This is a genomic window from Saccharopolyspora rectivirgula DSM 43747 (assembly GCF_000497205.1).
Taxonomy (GTDB): domain Bacteria; phylum Actinomycetota; class Actinomycetes; order Mycobacteriales; family Pseudonocardiaceae; genus Saccharopolyspora; species Saccharopolyspora rectivirgula.
This window is the reverse complement of sequence record NZ_AYJW01000031.1, coordinates 15,899-30,981: the sequence shown is the minus strand read 5'-3', so window position 1 is coordinate 30,981 and position 15,083 is coordinate 15,899. Positions and strand designations below refer to the sequence as shown.

At 69.8% G+C, this 15,083-nt stretch carries 15 protein-coding genes and 1 tRNA gene; 7 read left to right on the top strand and 9 right to left on the bottom strand.

Annotated features, from left to right (window positions below; all coding sequences use genetic code 11):
• Nucleotides 1-117: 117 nt before the first annotated feature.
• Nucleotides 118-381 (top strand): hypothetical protein, encoded by a 264-nt coding sequence (locus tag SREC43747_RS0110590; RefSeq protein WP_029721213.1) that lies wholly within the window; start codon nt 118-120, stop codon nt 379-381.
• A 3-nt stretch (nt 382-384) separates the two neighbouring features.
• On the opposite strand, the gene SREC43747_RS0110585 is transcribed toward SREC43747_RS0110590, so the two are convergent.
• Nucleotides 385-990: a class I SAM-dependent methyltransferase gene (locus SREC43747_RS0110585; RefSeq protein WP_029721212.1), complete on the bottom strand. Its 606-nt coding sequence runs from the start codon at nt 988-990 to the stop codon at nt 385-387.
• Nucleotides 991-1,109: 119 nt separating this feature from the next.
• A tRNA-Leu gene (locus SREC43747_RS0110580) sits at nt 1,110-1,195 on the bottom strand.
• 169 nt (nt 1,196-1,364) lie between these two features.
• On the opposite strand from SREC43747_RS0110580, the gene SREC43747_RS0110575 reads away from it, so the two are divergent.
• Entirely contained in the window at nt 1,365-2,672 is a 1,308-nt protein-coding gene (locus tag SREC43747_RS0110575; protein WP_408005204.1) for a M20/M25/M40 family metallo-hydrolase, read from the top strand.
• 59 nt (nt 2,673-2,731) lie between these two features.
• Nucleotides 2,732-3,697, top strand: coding sequence for a tyrosine-type recombinase/integrase (locus tag SREC43747_RS0110570; protein WP_029721208.1), 966 nt, complete (start codon nt 2,732-2,734; stop codon nt 3,695-3,697).
• Here SREC43747_RS0110570 and SREC43747_RS0110565 read toward each other — a convergent pair whose 3' ends face one another.
• Nucleotides 3,698-4,048: a hypothetical protein gene (locus SREC43747_RS0110565; protein WP_029721207.1), complete on the bottom strand. Its 351-nt coding sequence runs from the start codon at nt 4,046-4,048 to the stop codon at nt 3,698-3,700. It lies immediately after the preceding gene.
• 68 nt (nt 4,049-4,116) lie between these two features.
• Between SREC43747_RS0110565 and SREC43747_RS0110560 the strand changes: the two genes are divergently transcribed.
• The 3 genes from SREC43747_RS0110560 to SREC43747_RS0110550 all read left to right on the top strand — a co-directional run bounded on the left by SREC43747_RS0110560 (nt 4,117) and on the right by SREC43747_RS0110550 (nt 7,232).
• Nucleotides 4,117-4,905 carry a glycerophosphodiester phosphodiesterase family protein gene (locus tag SREC43747_RS0110560; RefSeq protein ID WP_029721205.1) on the top strand — a complete coding sequence of 263 codons (789 nt, stop codon included), beginning with the start codon at nt 4,117-4,119 and terminating at the stop codon, nt 4,903-4,905.
• A 99-nt stretch (nt 4,906-5,004) separates the two neighbouring features.
• Nucleotides 5,005-6,414 carry an MFS transporter gene (locus SREC43747_RS0110555; protein ID WP_029721204.1) on the top strand — a complete coding sequence of 470 codons (1,410 nt, stop codon included), beginning with the start codon at nt 5,005-5,007 and terminating at the stop codon, nt 6,412-6,414.
• A gap of 476 nt (nt 6,415-6,890) precedes the next feature.
• On the top strand, nt 6,891-7,232 hold the full coding sequence (locus SREC43747_RS0110550) for an RNA polymerase-binding protein RbpA (protein ID WP_029721203.1): 342 nt from the start codon (nt 6,891-6,893) through the stop codon (nt 7,230-7,232).
• 55 nt (nt 7,233-7,287) lie between these two features.
• Here SREC43747_RS0110550 and SREC43747_RS0110545 read toward each other — a convergent pair whose 3' ends face one another.
• The 4 genes from SREC43747_RS0110545 to SREC43747_RS19740 all read right to left on the bottom strand — a co-directional run bounded on the left by SREC43747_RS0110545 (nt 7,288) and on the right by SREC43747_RS19740 (nt 12,168).
• The gene (locus SREC43747_RS0110545) at nt 7,288-8,079 is read right to left on the bottom strand and encodes a polyprenol monophosphomannose synthase (protein WP_029721201.1); all 792 of its coding nucleotides are present in this window, start codon (nt 8,077-8,079) and stop codon (nt 7,288-7,290) included.
• A gap of 52 nt (nt 8,080-8,131) precedes the next feature.
• On the bottom strand, nt 8,132-9,661 hold the full coding sequence (gene lnt, locus SREC43747_RS0110540) for an apolipoprotein N-acyltransferase (RefSeq protein ID WP_236623132.1): 1,530 nt from the start codon (nt 9,659-9,661) through the stop codon (nt 8,132-8,134).
• A gap of 241 nt (nt 9,662-9,902) precedes the next feature.
• Entirely contained in the window at nt 9,903-11,525 is a 1,623-nt protein-coding gene (locus SREC43747_RS0110535; protein WP_029721199.1) for an amidohydrolase, read from the bottom strand.
• A 118-nt stretch (nt 11,526-11,643) separates the two neighbouring features.
• On the bottom strand, nt 11,644-12,168 hold the full coding sequence (locus SREC43747_RS19740) for an FxsA family protein (protein WP_029721198.1): 525 nt from the start codon (nt 12,166-12,168) through the stop codon (nt 11,644-11,646).
• Nucleotides 12,169-12,285: 117 nt separating this feature from the next.
• On the opposite strand from SREC43747_RS19740, the gene SREC43747_RS0110525 reads away from it, so the two are divergent.
• Nucleotides 12,286-13,365 (top strand): GDSL-type esterase/lipase family protein, encoded by a 1,080-nt coding sequence (locus SREC43747_RS0110525; RefSeq protein WP_029721197.1) that lies wholly within the window; start codon nt 12,286-12,288, stop codon nt 13,363-13,365.
• A gap of 46 nt (nt 13,366-13,411) precedes the next feature.
• Here the strand turns inward: SREC43747_RS0110525 and SREC43747_RS0110520 are convergent, their stop codons facing one another.
• A complete protein-coding gene (locus SREC43747_RS0110520) occupies nt 13,412-13,885 on the bottom strand; it encodes an Lrp/AsnC family transcriptional regulator (protein ID WP_029721196.1) in 474 nt (157 codons plus the stop codon).
• Complete coding sequence (locus tag SREC43747_RS0110515) at nt 13,882-15,036, bottom strand: M24 family metallopeptidase (RefSeq protein WP_081722523.1); 1,155 nt, start codon at nt 15,034-15,036, stop codon at nt 13,882-13,884. Before SREC43747_RS0110515 ends, SREC43747_RS0110520 begins: the two co-directional genes overlap by 4 nt.
• Nucleotides 15,037-15,083: the final 47 nt, after the last annotated feature.

Here is a 15,083-nt window from a genome sequence, read left to right as displayed (position 1 = left end):
GGCCGACAACCGCGGTTTCCACCTGGACGCCATGCCCGCTGAACCACCGGAGACCACTCACCTGTGGGCGTGGGCGCCGGGCCGGTGGCTGCGCGCCCGCATCGACACCCCGCACTGGTGGGCGGCTCTGCTCACCCCGACTCCACCTGCATCAGCAAGTCGGTCTTCAGCATCGATGAGACCGTCCCCCGTCCTCGGGTCAACCACGTGCTGCCCTGGAGCCACCGGGACAGGCGCGTCCAGCACTACCGGTGCGGGGGCTCCAGCGATGTCCTCGGCCAGGACACCGTTCAACTCGTGCCGTTGCGCCCGACCACCGGTGTTTTCATCGGTGCTCTCGATTCCCTCCCGACCCACCTCCGCGAGCTCCTGGAGAAGTGACGATCAACCGCCCCGGTGAGCCACGATGGCGCCGTGCGGGCGGGTGCCGGGATCCACGCGGGTGTGGTGGGCCGTGACGGCGAAACCGGCCTGTTCGATCAGGAAGCTGAGGTGGTCGATCGGCCAGTAGTGCGCTGTGGTGATCGCGTGGTCGAAGGGTTCGAGCCGCGCCCCGTCGAAGAAACCGACGAGGAGTCCGCCGCCGGGTGCGAGGGCTCGGGCGAACTCCGCGAGCACCTCGGGCATGCGATCCGGCGAGAGGTGGATCAGGGAATACCAGGCGAGGATGCCGGCCAGGCTCGAATCGGCCACGTCGAGCTGCTCCGCCCGGCCCACCCGGAACCGAACACCGGGAAAGCGCCGCAGGGCGGCGTCGACGAACTCCGGGGTCGGATCGACCCCCTCGATGTCGATCCCCCGCTCGTGCAGCCAGTTCGTCCAGTGCCCCGGCCCGCAGCCGACGTCGAGGATCGAGCCGTCGGGGTGGGCGTGCGCCCAGCTGCTGATCAGTTCGCGATCAGCGGGTGCGGTCGCGTCGATGTTGCCGAGGATCCTGGTGTACTCCGCGGCCCGCGCCCCGTAGGCCTTGCTCGCGCGTTCGATCGTCACTCAGCGCATCCTCGCAGAGATCGCCGCTGGCCCCGTGCGAGCAACGCCGAGGTCGACTTCACTGGTCCTTGACACGAAAAGCGGTGCTGGCCAATTCTGACCAGCACCGCTGTTTTCCGTGTCGGAGGGGGGACTTGAACCCCCACGCCCAGTAATAGGGCACTAGCACCTCAAGCTAGCGCGTCTGCCATTCCGCCACTCCGACGCCTCGAGCCCGCCCCTTCTCGCAGGTGGCAGCCCCGCTGTGTTGTGCCTATAGGCTACCCCATGGTCAAAAGCGGGTTTCAGCCACCCCCGATTGTGCGCGCAGATGATAAAAATGCCAGGTGAGCGAGCACATCGAGGCAACACCGAGCACTGATCAGGACCACGGACTGCGGCTGGCCGAGGAAGAGGTCACCTCCCTGGCCAGCGATCTGATCCGGATCGACACCACGAACACCGGCGACCCCCGGACCCTCAAGGGCGAGCGCGCTGCCGCCGAGTACGTCGCCGGCAAGCTCACCGAAGTGGGATACGAGATCACCTACGTCGAATCCGGTGACCACCCGGGGCGCGGCAACGTCATCGCCCGCCTCCCCGGCGCCGACAGCTCCCGCGGCGGCCTGCTGGTGCACGGCCACCTCGACGTCGTCCCCGCCGACCCGTCCGAGTGGTCGGTCCACCCGTTCTCCGGCGAGGTCAAGGACGGCTACCTGTGGGGCCGGGGGGCGGTGGACATGAAGGACATGGTCGCCATGAGCCTCGCCGTCGCGCGGCGCCTCAAGCGGGACGGCATCACTCCCCCGCGGGACATCGTCTTCGCCTTCCTGGCCGACGAGGAGGCCGGCGGTTTCCACGGCGCCCAGTGGCTGGCCGACCACCGCCCCGAGCTGTTCGAAGGATGCACCGAGGCGATCAGCGAAGTCGGCGGGTACTCCGTGACCTTCAAGGACGGGGTCCGCGCCTACCTGGTGCAGACCGCCGAGAAGGGCATCCGGTGGCTCAAGCTGCGGGTGCGGGGCCGCGCCGGCCACGGCTCGATGGTCCACGAGGACAACGCGGTGTCCAAGCTGTCCGAGGCGGTGGCCAAGCTCGGCAACCACCGGTTCCCGCTCGTGCTCACCGACTCGGTCCGCGAGTTCCTCGCCGGGGTGAGCGAGCTCACCGGGTGGGAGTTCCCGGAGGACGACATCGACACCGCGATCACCAAGCTCGGCAACCTGTCGCGGATCGTGGGGGCCACGCTGCGCGACACCGCCAACCCGACCATGCTGACCGCCGGCTACAAGCACAACGTCATCCCGTCGGTCGCCGAAGCCGCTGTGGACTGCCGGATCCTGCCCGGCCGGGAAGAGGCGTTCGACCGGGAGCTCGCCGAGCTGCTCGGCCCCGAAGTGGAGCGTGAGTGGGTCGGGCTGCCCCCGGTGGAGACCAAGTTCGAGGGCCGCATCGTGGACGCGATGTCCGCGGCGCTGATCGCCGAGGACCCGGAGGCGAAGACCCTGCCCTACATGGTCTCGGCGGGCACCGACGCGAAGTCGTTCGCCCGGCTCGGCATGAACTGCTACGGCTTCGCTCCGCTCAAACTGCCGCCCGAGCTGGACTTCAGCTCCCTGTTCCACGGGGTGGACGAGCGGGTTCCGGTGGACTCGCTGCAGTTCGGGGTGCGGGTGCTCGACCGGTTCATCCGCAATAGCTGACCACCGGCGCCATCTGGTTTCATCGGAACCGGAGTTGATCTTCGCGGAGGTGCCGTGCCGTGGACGTTGCGCAGGCCATCGAGATCTACCTGGAGCACCTGCAAGCCCGGAAGCTGGCGGCGAACTCGCTGCGCGCCTACCGGCGGGACCTGGAGTCGGTGGCCGGTGAGCTGACCGAAGTCCTCGGACGCGAAGCCGGCCAGCTCCCGGTCGGCGACCTGACCCCTTCGGTGCTGCGGTCGGCGTTCGCCCGGTTCGCCGCGAGCCGGTCGGCGTCCACGGTCACCCGCGCCTGGTCGACGTGGAACGGTTTCTTCGGGTTCTTGGTGGTGGAGGGCGCGGTGGGCGGCAACCCCATGCAAGTGGTGCCGAAGCCGCGCACTCCACCGCCGGTTCCCAAGCCGCTGCAGGGCGAGGACACCCCGGAGCGGTTGCTGCGCACCGTGGCCGCCGGCAACCGGAAGGCCCGCAACCCTTGGCCGGAGCGCGATTTGGCGGTTCTGTCCACTTTGTTGTGCACCGGGGTGCGGTCCGCTGAGCTGCTCGACTTGACCGTCGGTTCGCTCGCCGGCCGGCCCGGTGACCGCCGCCTGCACGTCCGCGGCAAGGGCGGGCGCAGCCGGTCGATCCCCATCGAGGACGCGCTGGACGACGTCATCCAGCAGTACCTGCGCTCCCGGAAGCTGCGGTTCGGCGACCGGTTGCCGGGGGACGCGCCGCTCTTCGTGGACCACCGGGGGCAGCCGTTGCGCCGCGGCGGGCTGCAGTACCTGGTCCAGCAGTCGCTGCGGGCCGCCGGGGTGACCGATCGGGTGCAGCGCGGCGCGATGGTGCACGCCCTGCGGCACACCTTCGCCACCCGTCTGGCGGAGGACGGCGCGAACGCGGCGGAGATCGCCAAGCTCCTGGGGCACGCGTCGATGAACGCCAGCCAGACCTACATCGACGTCACCGCTCGGGAGCAGCGGTTGTCCGTGCGGGCCAACCGGACGCTGCGGGTCCTCGGTGAACTGTCCGCGCGCTAGCTAGCGCAGCCGTTCGAGCTCGCCGGCGACCTCGACGACCTGCTCGGCGAGTTTGCGGAGCTCCTCCGCCCCGGCTCCGTCCTGCACCGCGGTCAGGACGTCTTCGGCGGCGCAGCGCAGTTGGAACAGCCGGTCCTGCAGATCGGCGACTTCGGCCGCGGCGAAGACCACCGCGTCTTCGGGAAGACCGCCGCGCTGCACCGCGGTTCGCCGTTCGTAGGCGCGCTGCCGGCACGACTGGGCGCAGTACAGCCGGGGCCGCCCTTGGCGTCCAGAGGTTTCTATCGGTCGCCCGCACCAGGCGCAGTGCCGCACCGAACGCTGCTGTTTGCGGTCAGAGAGGACGTCCACGTCTGATCACGCTAGCCTGCCGCCCCGGGGTGCCCGCCCCGGCACACCGATCAGGCAGAGTGACATCCGTGACGTATCCCTTTCTGCTCGGTCCCAAGCCCCGCGCTTTCGCGCACCGCGGCTGGCACATCGACGACCTGGACGGAATGGAGAACTCCCGGAGCGCGTTCCGCCGCGCAGTCGAGGAAGGCTACCGGTACATCGAAACCGATGTGCGCGCCACCGCCGACGGGGTGGCGGTGGTGCACCACGACGCGACTTTGAACCGCACCACCGACGGGCGCGGCGCGATCCGGATGCTGCGCTGGGACGTCGTCCGCCAGGCGAAGATCGGCGGGCGGGAACCGGTGGCCAGGCTGGACGACGTGCTCGAAGAGCTGCCGGACACCTTCTTCAACATCGACGTCAAGGACGACCACGCGGTGGTCCCGGCACTGCGCACCATCCGCGCGCACAACGCTTGGGGCCGGGTGTGCCTGGCGTCGTTCTCCGAGCACCGGGTCCGCCGGCTGGCCCGCTTGGGCGGTGATCGGCTGTTGACCTCGCTGGGCCGGGGTTCGGCGCTCGCCTTGTGGACCGCTGCTCACTTGGGTGACTGGCCACTGCGGACGGTGGTCTCCGGGAGCGCCGCGCAGGTTCCACCGGCGGTGGGGTCGCTTCGGGTGATCGACCCGCGGTTCATCTCGCGGGCCCACCGGTGGGGATTGGAGGTGCACGCCTGGACGGTGGACGATGCCGCCGAGATGCACGCGCTGTTGGACGCCGGAGTGGACGGTTTGTTCACCGACCGCCCGGATGTGCTGCGCGATGTGCTGGTGCAGCGGGGGCAGCAGTTCCCGGGAGAACCGGTGGCCTGAGTGGAACTACGCATTGTTTCCGGTTTTCCCCCCGGGTACGGGTTGAGTCAGTACAGTCCGGTTACCCGAACCAGGTGAATTTCGGCTCCCGGAGGACGGATGAGCGTGCAGGACAGCGGGGTCTCACCGGAGGCTGCCCGGCGGAAGAAGGAACAGCGCGGCTGGTGCTGGTACGACTGGGCCAATTCGGTGTTCCCGACCTCGGTCACCACCGTTTTCCTCTCGCTCTACCTGACTTCGGTGGCCACTGAAGCGGCCAAGGCCGACACCGCCCGCAACGGGGTGGATCCGTGCCCGGGCGGCAACGCGCTCGAGCGGTGCGACATCTCCGCGTTCGGCATGTCCTTCCCCGCCGGTTCGCTGTGGGGCTACCTGCTGTCGTTGGCGACGGTGGTCCAGGTCGTGGTGCTGCCGATCACCGGCGCGATCGCCGACCGCACTCAGCGCAAGCGCACCATGCTCGGGGTCTTCGCCTTCCTCGGGGCGGCCGCCACTGCCCTGCTGGCGCTGGTCTCCGGGGGGAACTGGCAGCTCGGCGTGGTGCTGTTCGTGCTGGCCAACATCTGCTACGGCGCATCGGTGGTGGTCTACTACTCGTTCCTCCCGGAGATCGCCGATGCCGATGAGCGCGACCAGGTCTCCTCCCGCGGCTGGGCCGTCGGCTACCTGGGGGGCGGCTTGGCCCTGGCCTGCCACTTGGCGATCTACTTGGGACACGAGGCGATCGGGTTGGACAGCGGCGCCGCGGTTCGCCTGGTGTTCGTCTCCTCCGGGTTGTGGTGGGCGCTGTTCACGCTGCTCCCGTTGACGGCGCTGCGGCGGCACCGCGCGCCCGAGAGCGGCGGGGAGAGCGGCGCGTCGGTGATCACCGCGGGTTTCAAGCAGCTGGTCGGCACGTTGCGGCAGGCGCGGCACTTCCCGCTGACCCTCGCCTTCCTCGGGGCGTACTGGATCTACACCGACGGGATCTCCACCGTCTCCCAGGTGTCGGCCCAGTACGGCAGCCTGGAGCTCGAGCTGCAGCAGGAAGTGCTGATCATCACGCTGTTGATCGTCCAATTCATCGCCTACGCGGGTGGTGTGCTGCACGGGTTGCTCGCCCGCCGGATCGGCGCCAAGAAGACGATCCTGGTGAGTCTCGTGATGTGGCTGGTGGTGCTCGGTGCGGCGTACTTCGTGCAGGCCGGCCAGCAGCTGCAGTTCTACGGCCTGGCGGTGGGCATCGGGCTGGTCCTGGGGGGAACGAACGCGCTGTCCCGTTCGTTGTTCAGCCAGATGGTGCCACCGGGCAAGGAGGCCGAGTACTTCTCGCTGTACGAGGTGGGTGAGCGTTCGACTTCTTGGCTGGGGCCGCTGCTGTTCGCCGGCATCGGCCAGCTGACCGGTTCGTTCCGGTTGGCGATCATCTCGCTGATGGTGTTCTTCGCCATCGGGTTCGTGCTGGTGGCCTTGGTGCCGGTGCGGCGGGCGATCGCCGCGGTGGGCAATCCGGTGCCGAAGGTGCTGTGATGCTTGCACGCGGGTGGTGAGCGGAATACGACGACCGCCTGCGTCCGTTGCTCCGCGAAGGTGATAGGCATATCGGCGGTCATCGGTGCTCGCGGCATATGCCGGCACGCAGCGTTGTTGACCATTTCAGAACGGGATGATTACAGACTGTGGTTAAGTGATGTGGCTACTAAGCGACTCGGACCGTGATCTCGGTCCTACTTCGCCCGGTGTTCCGGGTATACCTTTGGCCGCTGTGACGGCCGGTCTGGCACTATCACCCGTTCGAATGAACCTATAGATTGCCAGTGGGATAACGCGTAACGAATGGCGTCCGACTGCATCTCTAGGGAAGAAACCGTCGTTGACGGGTGAACAACGTCACCGACGGCAACCAGAGGACAGCATCCGGGAACAGACGACGGCACGGCCGTTGTTGCACTCGGTGAGCACAAACCGCCTGGGTGCCCACCCGGGCCAAAGTGAAAGGAACCGTCATGGCCGATCGCGTTCTGCGTGGCAGCCGGCTCGGAGCAGTCAGCTACGAGACCGACCGCAACCACGACCTCGCACCGCGCCGGACGGTGCGCTACTCCTGCCCCAAGGGCCACGAGTTCGAGGTGCCGTTCTCCGATGACGCGGAACTCCCCGCCACCTGGGAGTGCCGCCTGCACGGCACTGAATCGAAGCTCGTCGACGGCTCCGAACCAGAGCAAAAGAAGTCCAAACCGCCGCGCACCCACTGGGACATGCTGCTGGAGCGGCGCACCATTCCCGAGCTGGAAGAACTGCTCAACGAGCGGCTGCAGATGCTGCGTGAACGGCGCGGAGAAGCCTGAGGAACAGCCGGTGTGAAAAGCGCCTGGGGATGGCGGCCCCGGGCGCTTCGCGTTTTCAGCGCAACAACGCCCGCACCGAGGAGAGCAGCTGGTTGCCCCGCCGCCGCAGGCCCCACTTGGTGACCCGGACCAAGGCCTCCCGGACGATCTCACCGGTCATCTTCGACTTGCCCTGCTCGCGCTCCACGAACGTGATCGGGACCTCGGCCACCGCGAAACCGGCCTCGATCGACCGCCACGTCAAGTCGACCTGGAAGCAGTAGCCCTGCGAGGCGACGCTGTGCAGCTTGACGCTCTGCAGGACTTCCCGGCGGTACACGCGGTAGCCAGCCGTCATGTCGTTGACCGGGACGCCCAGCGCCAACTTGGAGTAGATGTTCGCCCCGCGGGACAGCATCGCGCGGTACCAAGGCCAGTTCACCGTGCGTCCCCCGGGCACGTAGCGCGACCCGACCACCACGTCGGCGCCGGCCCCGTCCGGGCCGAGCATGCTCAACAGCCGCGGCAGGTCCTCGGGGGCGTGGGAACCATCGGCGTCCATCTCGACGATGACCTGGTACCCCCGGTCCAGCGCCCAGGTGAAACCAGCGACGTAGGCCGCCCCCAACCCGGCCTTCGCAGCCCGGTGCAGCACGTGCACCCGTTCATCAGCGGTGGCCATCCGGTCGGCTATCTCGCCGGTGCCGTCCGGGCTGTTGTCGTCCACCACCAGCACTTCGGCGGCGGGAACCGAGCCCAGCACGCGCTGGACTATCTGCTCCACGTTGTCCCGCTCGTTGTAGGTGGGTATGACCACCACGACCGAACTGGCAACGGCATCGCCTCCGGAGGCCTGCCGGTTCCCCATTAACTCCTCCTTGCCGGCCCGCGGCCGGCAGTCCTCGTCCTTGCTCGACTGCTCACCTGCGGCGAGGCCGCCACCAGGTGAATACCAGTGCGCCCGCACCCCCCAGCGACAACAGCCAACCCGGGACGCTGCCGAGCTTGGTCGCCAGCGTCTCGGAGGTGCGCAGCGGTACCTCCGACACGAAGTGCTCAGCGGTGAACAGACCGGTCTGGTGGTCCACGGAGCCGTCCGGCCGCACGACCGCACTGACCCCGCTGGTGGAGGACACCACCACGGCACGGCCGTGCTCGACGGCCCGCAGCTGCGCCATGGCCAGCTGCTGGTAGCTCATCTCCGAAGGCCCGTACCAGGCGTTGTTGGTCGGCACCACCAGCAGGTTCGCGCCCTGCCGCACCGCACCGGTGAACACGTCGTCGAAAGCCACGTCATAGCAGATGCCCACCCCGAGCACCGCGTTCGCGACCCGGAGCACACCGGGCTCGTCCCCGGGAACCATGTCCTGCTCGAAGCGGTCCACGAAAGGGGACACCAACCGGGCCACCGGGCGCAGGGGGATGGTCTCCGCGAACGGCACCAGGTGCTGCTTGATGTACTGCTCGCCCGCACCGGTCTCGGGGTCCCAGTGCACCACCCGGTTGCGCAGCTCCCCGTCGGCGTCGACGCCCAGACCGCCGACCGCCAGCGGCACCCCCAGTCTGCTGGCCACCGCCGAGAGCTCCGGATCGGTGCGCTCCGGCCGCCAGCTGCCCACCTGCTCGGGGAGCACCACGAAGTCCGGGCGGGGCAGCCGACCCGCCTCGACGCTCTCGGCGAGCTCACCGGCTTGCCGGATGTGGTTGTCGTGCAGCACGTCGTCGGCGTACAGCAGCCCGAGCCCCAGGTTCGGGGCGTTGCCCTGCACCACGCCCACCCGGGCGGTGCCGGCCTCCGCCTCGGTTCCCACCACCGGCCACACCGCCAGCCCGGCCAGCGCGGGAACCAGCGCGCACGCCACCGGAACAGCCCAGCCGCCACGGCCGCGCAGCCGGCTCACCAGCTGCGCCAGCCCGGTGCCGGTCAGCGCGATCGCGAACGTCACCGCAGCGGTGCCGCCCAGCGAAGCGAGCGCCAAGTACGGTCCGCTGATCTGGGTGAACGCCAACCTCCCCCAGGGGAACCCGCCGAACGGGAAGCTGGAGCGCAGCAGCTCGGCCGCGACGAACACCATCGCCATCCACAGCGGCGCGGCCGGCAACCTGCTGACCCGGGCCATCGCAGCCCCGGCGACCCCGAAGAACAACGCCTCCACCACGGCCACCGCCAGCCAAGGCCACGGGCCGAACTGCACTTCCAGGAAGTCCTGCAGCCACCCCAGCAGCGGCAGCAGGAAAGCCATCCCGAACAGCAGGCCGTAACCGAAGCCCGCCCCGGCTCGACGCCGTTGCACTGTCAGCGCGAAGACGGCGAAGGCGAGCGGGGCCGTCCACCACAACTGGCGCGGGGGCGAGCCGGCGTAGAGGACGAAGCCCGCCACGACCACCGCACCGGACCGCAGCAACGGGCCGGTCAGCTTCCCTCCGGCCTTCCTGCCTCTCGACCGCACATCGCGCTGCGCATCAGCCGTAGGGACAACCAACCCGACCAACCTTCTCGGTCTTGCAGTCCCGGTGTGACCAGGACGGAACGTACTCATCCACCGCGCGCCGACTCCGCACGCACCAGCCAAATGTACGCGCACCGGTGTCGCCGCAGGCCGAGCTCCGACCAACCGGAGGGAGAAGCCACCACGACCGCGCCAGCCGCACCCGATCTCGGCACCGCAGGAGCAGTGACGCGGCCGGCGGTCAGCCGACCAGATCGTCGTCTTCCGGCTCCCTGGTGTAGATGGTCTGGCCGCGCAGGACCGTGCGCAGACAGCGCGGCAACCGGGTCCCCGGGGCCAGGTCGGGCAGCGGCGGCACACCCGAACGCGGATCGGTCGACCAGCGCTGCACCCTGGAGTCCGGCGCCGCGACGACGAGCTCGTCGACATCCCACACCGCGTAGGTGGCGGGAGCCCCGGGCACCAGCATTCCGGTCAGCCCGTCGTCGACCCCAGCGGCCCGCCAGCCTCCCCGGGTGTGCGCCACGAACGCCGCCCGCGGCGAAATGCCGAAGCCTTCGGTGCGATGGTAGACGGCGGCGCGCACCGCACCCCACGGGTCCACCGGGGTGACCGGGGTGTCGGACCCGAAGGCCAAGGTGACACCGCTGGCCGCGAGCTTGGCGAACGGGTTGAGCTGGGTGCCGCGCTCCGGCCCGAGCCGGCGCGCGTACATCTGGTCGGGGCCGCCCCAGGCGGCGTCGAATTGCGGCTGCATCGAAGCGACCACCCCGTAGCCGGCCAGCTCGGCCGCCTGCTGCGGGTTGACCATCTCCAGGTGTTCCACCCGGTGCCGCATGCTGGCCAGCGCCGGGGTGCCCACGACTTCGGCGGCCTGCCGGAAGCCCGCGCAGACCTCGGCCACCGCGGCGTCCCCGATGACGTGGAAGCCGGCCTGCAGCCCGGCCTTCGTGCAGGCCACGAGGTGTTCGGCGATCTGCTGGGCGTCCAGGTAGAGCGCTCCGGCAGTGGTGGGGTCGTCCGCGTAGGGCTCCCGCAGCGCCGCGGTGCGCGAACCGATCGCGCCATCGACGAACAGGTCGCCGGCCAACCCGCGCACTCCCAGCTGCCTCGCCTGCTCCAGAGCGCCGAGCTCACCCCAGTAGCCGATGACCTCCGGCAGACCGCCCTGCCCGGACAGCTCCAGCAGGCTCGTCAGGTCGTCGGCACCGGAGATGTCCGGACCGGCGCATTCGTGGACGCACGCCACGCCCTGCGACGCGGCGTGCCGCAGGAACGCCAGCTGGGCCTCGCGGCGCTGCTGGGTGCTGAGCGCTTCCCGAGCTGCCCGCCGGACGTGGTGGTGCGCCACTCGGGTGAGCGGCCCGCTGTCGCTCCAGCCCTCGGCCTCCTTGGCCATCGGCGCCCGGTCGATCAAGGAGGTGGAGACGAGCGCCGAGTGCACGTCGATGCGCGACAGGTAGACCGGCGCCCCGCCCGCGGCCTTGTCGATCTCTTCCCGCGTCGGCGGGCGGCGTTCGGGCCACCAGGTCTCGTCCCACCCGTGCCCCCACACCACGGCGCCCGGGTACTCCTCGACGTAGTCCCGCAGCGCGTGCAGGAATTCGGTTAACGATGCGCAGCCGGTGAGGTCCAGGCCGTTGACCAGCAAACCGGTGGACGTCGCGTGCACGTGGGAATCGACGAACGCGGGCGCCACGAAGGCGCCCTGCAAGTCGACGACCTCCGCATCCGGGTGCAGCGCACGACCGACCTTGTCGCTGCCGACCCACGTGATCGTGCCCTGCGTCACGGCCATCGCGGTGGCATCGGCATCAGCGGGCGAGTAGATCCGCCCGCCAAGCAACAACGTTGTGTCGGACATTCCTGATGGCTTCCTGATCCAGGTGTTCAACTGCGCGGTCCCGTCGCTGAGCGCACCCAGCCACGATCGTCCTGGCGAGCTTACTCCTGAGCCTGGAGCCACCCGCGTACCGGCGACCTCAGTCCAGCCCGGAGCGCTCCTGCTGGGGTCCGGTTTGGCGGGGGAGCTGCGGCGCCACCGGCGCGTCCTCGTCGTCCTCGGTGACCGACACCACTTCACCGTCGATGACGTCGCCCCCGGCGAAGCGGGCGCCGCGGGCGTGCGGGAAGCCCCGTTCCCCGGCCTGGGCGGCTCGCTGCTCCGCCCGGCGCAGCATCCGGTCGCGCAGCACTGCGCGGATCGGCGGGAGCAACAGCAGCAGACCGGCGATGTCGCTGACGAAGCCGGGCAGGACGATCAGGAATCCGCCGGCGGCGATGAGCACGCCGTCGGTCATCTCCCGTTCCGGCGGCCGGCGCTGGAGCACCGACTCCTGGAAGGCGCGCACCGTGCGACGCCCTTCGTGGCGGAGCAGCCAGGTGCCCAGCACCGCGGCGACCAGCAGCAGCCCGATGGTGGGCAGCACACCGATCGCCTGGCCGATCGCGACCAGCACACCGAGTTCGACAACGCCGGCGATCAAGATCAATACAAGCAGGGGCACGGATTCAGACCTCTCTGTCGGCGGCTCTCCCCATTACAACGTCTCAAAAGCCGCAAATGCTCCCTGCCGGGCGAGCCTGCAGATCACAACGGCGGGTGAGCCAATAGACTGCTGCTGATGCGGGCGCGTAAGTCGAGACCACTCGTGGTGCTGCTGGTCAGCCTGGTGCTGGCGCTCGTGGTGCTGGCCAGCGACCAGTACCTGCCCGGGCTGCCGCTGCAGCCCAAGCAGCTCCCCGAGGCGGTGGTCACGCTCGGCGACAGCACGCTGTCCGGAGAAGGCGGCGGCAACTACGAGGTCGGCACCGACGGGGAGAACGGCAACTGGTGCCACCGCTCGGCCGCGGCCCCGGTGCACCAGCTGCGGCTCCCACCGCACGTGACGCGGATCAACCTGGCCTGTTCGGGGGCCAAGACGGACCTGGTCGGGCTGCACCCGCTCCCCGGGCACCCGGAGGGGTCGCAGGCCGCGCGGTTGGCCGAGGTGGCCAAGCGGTACCGGGTGACCCACGTCATCGTGCAGATCGGCGCCAACGACGACCCGGGGTTCACCGACCTGGTCACCCGGTGCGTCGAGGCCTGGGCCCGGCGCTCTGACGAGGGGTGCTCCGCGGACATCGCGGCGGAGTGGCCGCAACGGCTGGAGCGGATGCAACCGAAGATCCTGGCCGCGCTCGCGGACATCCGGACCGCCATGGACAGCTCCGGCTACACCCCCGGCAGCTACGACCTGGTCCTGCAGTCCTACGCCTCCCCCGTGGGACCGGAGATCTCGCCGGAGCTGCAGAACCTCGCCGGCTGCCCGTTCCAGACCGGCGACCTGACCTGGATCCGGGAGACCGGGGTGCCCGCCCTGTCCAAGGCGATCCGCGAAGTGGCCGAGGAGGCCGGGGCCCGGTTCCTGGACCTGTCCCGCGCCGGCATCGGTCACGAAGCCTGCACCGGTGATCCGCAGACCCGGGCCGGCGAGTGGTTCACCCGGCTGACGGTCGACTGGGAGAGCCTGGAGCACGAGGACCGCGCCCCGCACGCGATGCAGGAGTCGTTCCACGCCAACGCCGTCGGTCACGCGCAGCTCGGCCGCTGCCTCAGCGATTTCCTGAACCTGCCGGACCAGCGAGCGGTGTGCCTGCCGGACGAGAACGGCAACCTGCAGGCGGTTCCCGAGCACGCCGTCGCCGCCCAGGCCAACAGGTGACACCGCGCCCGCGGCCGGCGGCTCGACCGCGGGCGCGCTGGGACCGTCAGATCGCGGGCGGCCGGTTCTCGAACGGCGTGGACAGCACGACGGTGGTGCGGGTGGAGACCTTCGCCGCCTCCCGGATCTGCTGCAGCAGCTCCTCCAGCCCCTGCGGGGACTGCACTCGCACCCGCAGGATGTAGGACTCCTCCCCGGCCACCGAGTAGCACGACTCGATCTGCGGCAGGTGTTCGAGCCGCTGCGGGTAGTCGTCCGGCGCGGCCGGGTCGATCGGGGTCAGGGAGATGAACGCGGTCATCGGCAGACCGATCTGCTCCCCGTCCACCTTGGCGGCGTACCCCTGGATGGCGCCGCGCTGCTCCAATCGGCGAACCCGCTGGTGCACGGCCGAGACGCTCAACCCGACCCGCTCGGCGAGGTCGGTGAAGCTGCACCTGCCGTCCCGGGCCAATTCCCGCAGGATCGCCCGGTCGGTCGGTTCCAGCGGGCTGGACGTGTTCGACTCCTTCTCGCTCACGCCGGCAGCACCACCAAATCCCGCGGCTGGTTGTTGACGCGTTCCGCACCGTCCTCGGTGACGATCACGATGTCCTCGATGCGAGCTCCCCATCGACCCTCCTGGTAGATGCCGGGCTCGATGCTGAACGCCATTCCCGGCTCCAGGACGGTGCGGTTGCCCGCCACGATGTAGGGGTCCTCGTGCACGTCCAGTCCGATGCCGTGACCGGTGCGGTGGAAGAAGAACTCGCCGAAACCCGCCTCGGCGATGGGCTCGCGAGCAGCGGCGTCGACAGCCTCAGCGGTCACCCCCGGACGAACCGCTTCGAAAGCCGCCTGCTGGGCGTCCCGCAGCACCGCGTAGGTGTCGCGCACGTCCTCCTGGGCGGGCTCGCCCACGGCGTAGGTGCGGGTGCAGTCGGAGTTGTAGCCGCCGGGGACCGGACCACCGATGTCCACCACGACCACATCGCCCTTCTCGATCACCCGGTCCGAAAGCGCGTGGTGCGGGCTGGCCCCGTTCGGCCCCGAGCCGACGATGACGAAGTCGGCTTCGGTGTGGCCCTCGGCGACGATCGCCGCTTCGATGTCCGCGCCGACCTCGGCCTCGGTGCGACCGGGCCGCAGGAACTCGGCCATGCGGGCGTGCACCCGGTCGATGGCGGCGCCGGCCTGGCGGAGCGCTTCGACCTCGGCGGCGTCCTTCCGCATGCGCAGCGCGCGCAGCACCGGGCCGGCCAGCTGCTGCTCGGTCTCCGGCAAGACCGACCGCAGCGGCAGCGCGTGCAGGGCGGGCATGGTGTCGGCGATGGCCAGCCGGGCGGGCTTGGCGCCCCCGCGCCCCAGCAGGTCCCCCACCAGCGCGTGCGGGTCCTGGCCATCGACCCACGTCACGGTTTCGAGGCCGAGCGCGTCGGCGGGCACGTCGGCGTAACCGAGCTCTTCGAGTTTGGGCACCACCAGCACCGGAGTGCCGGGCCGACCGGCGGCCGGGACCACCAGTGCGCTCAATCGCTCGAACGACTCACCGGCAACCCCGATCAGGTAGCGCAGATCGGAGCCCGGGGTGATGACGAGCGCGTCGAGATCAGCAGCCGCCGCTGCTTCCGCGGCCTTGCGCAGCCGCGCCGCGAATACCGACGGATCCTGGTTGGGCGAGACGATGGCCATGACGTTCAGACTATCCCGTGGTTCGCCGCGAGCACCGCGCCCTGGCC

Bases quoted from the DNA above. Each gene is read 5' to 3' on its own strand.
- SREC43747_RS0110515 (WP_081722523.1), bottom strand. From the start codon at position 15,036: ATGGCCATCGTCTCGCCCAACCAGGATCCGTCGGTATTCGCGGCGCGG.
- SREC43747_RS0110525 (WP_029721197.1), top strand. From the start codon at position 12,286: ATGCGGGCGCGTAAGTCGAGACCACTCGTGGTGCTGCTGGTCAGCCTG.
- SREC43747_RS0110555 (WP_029721204.1), top strand. From the start codon at position 5,005: ATGAGCGTGCAGGACAGCGGGGTCTCACCGGAGGCTGCCCGGCGGAAG.
- SREC43747_RS0110545 (WP_029721201.1), bottom strand. From the start codon at position 8,079: ATGGGGAACCGGCAGGCCTCCGGAGGCGATGCCGTTGCCAGTTCGGTC.
- SREC43747_RS0110550 (WP_029721203.1), top strand. From the start codon at position 6,891: ATGGCCGATCGCGTTCTGCGTGGCAGCCGGCTCGGAGCAGTCAGCTAC.
- SREC43747_RS0110535 (WP_029721199.1), bottom strand. From the start codon at position 11,525: ATGTCCGACACAACGTTGTTGCTTGGCGGGCGGATCTACTCGCCCGCT.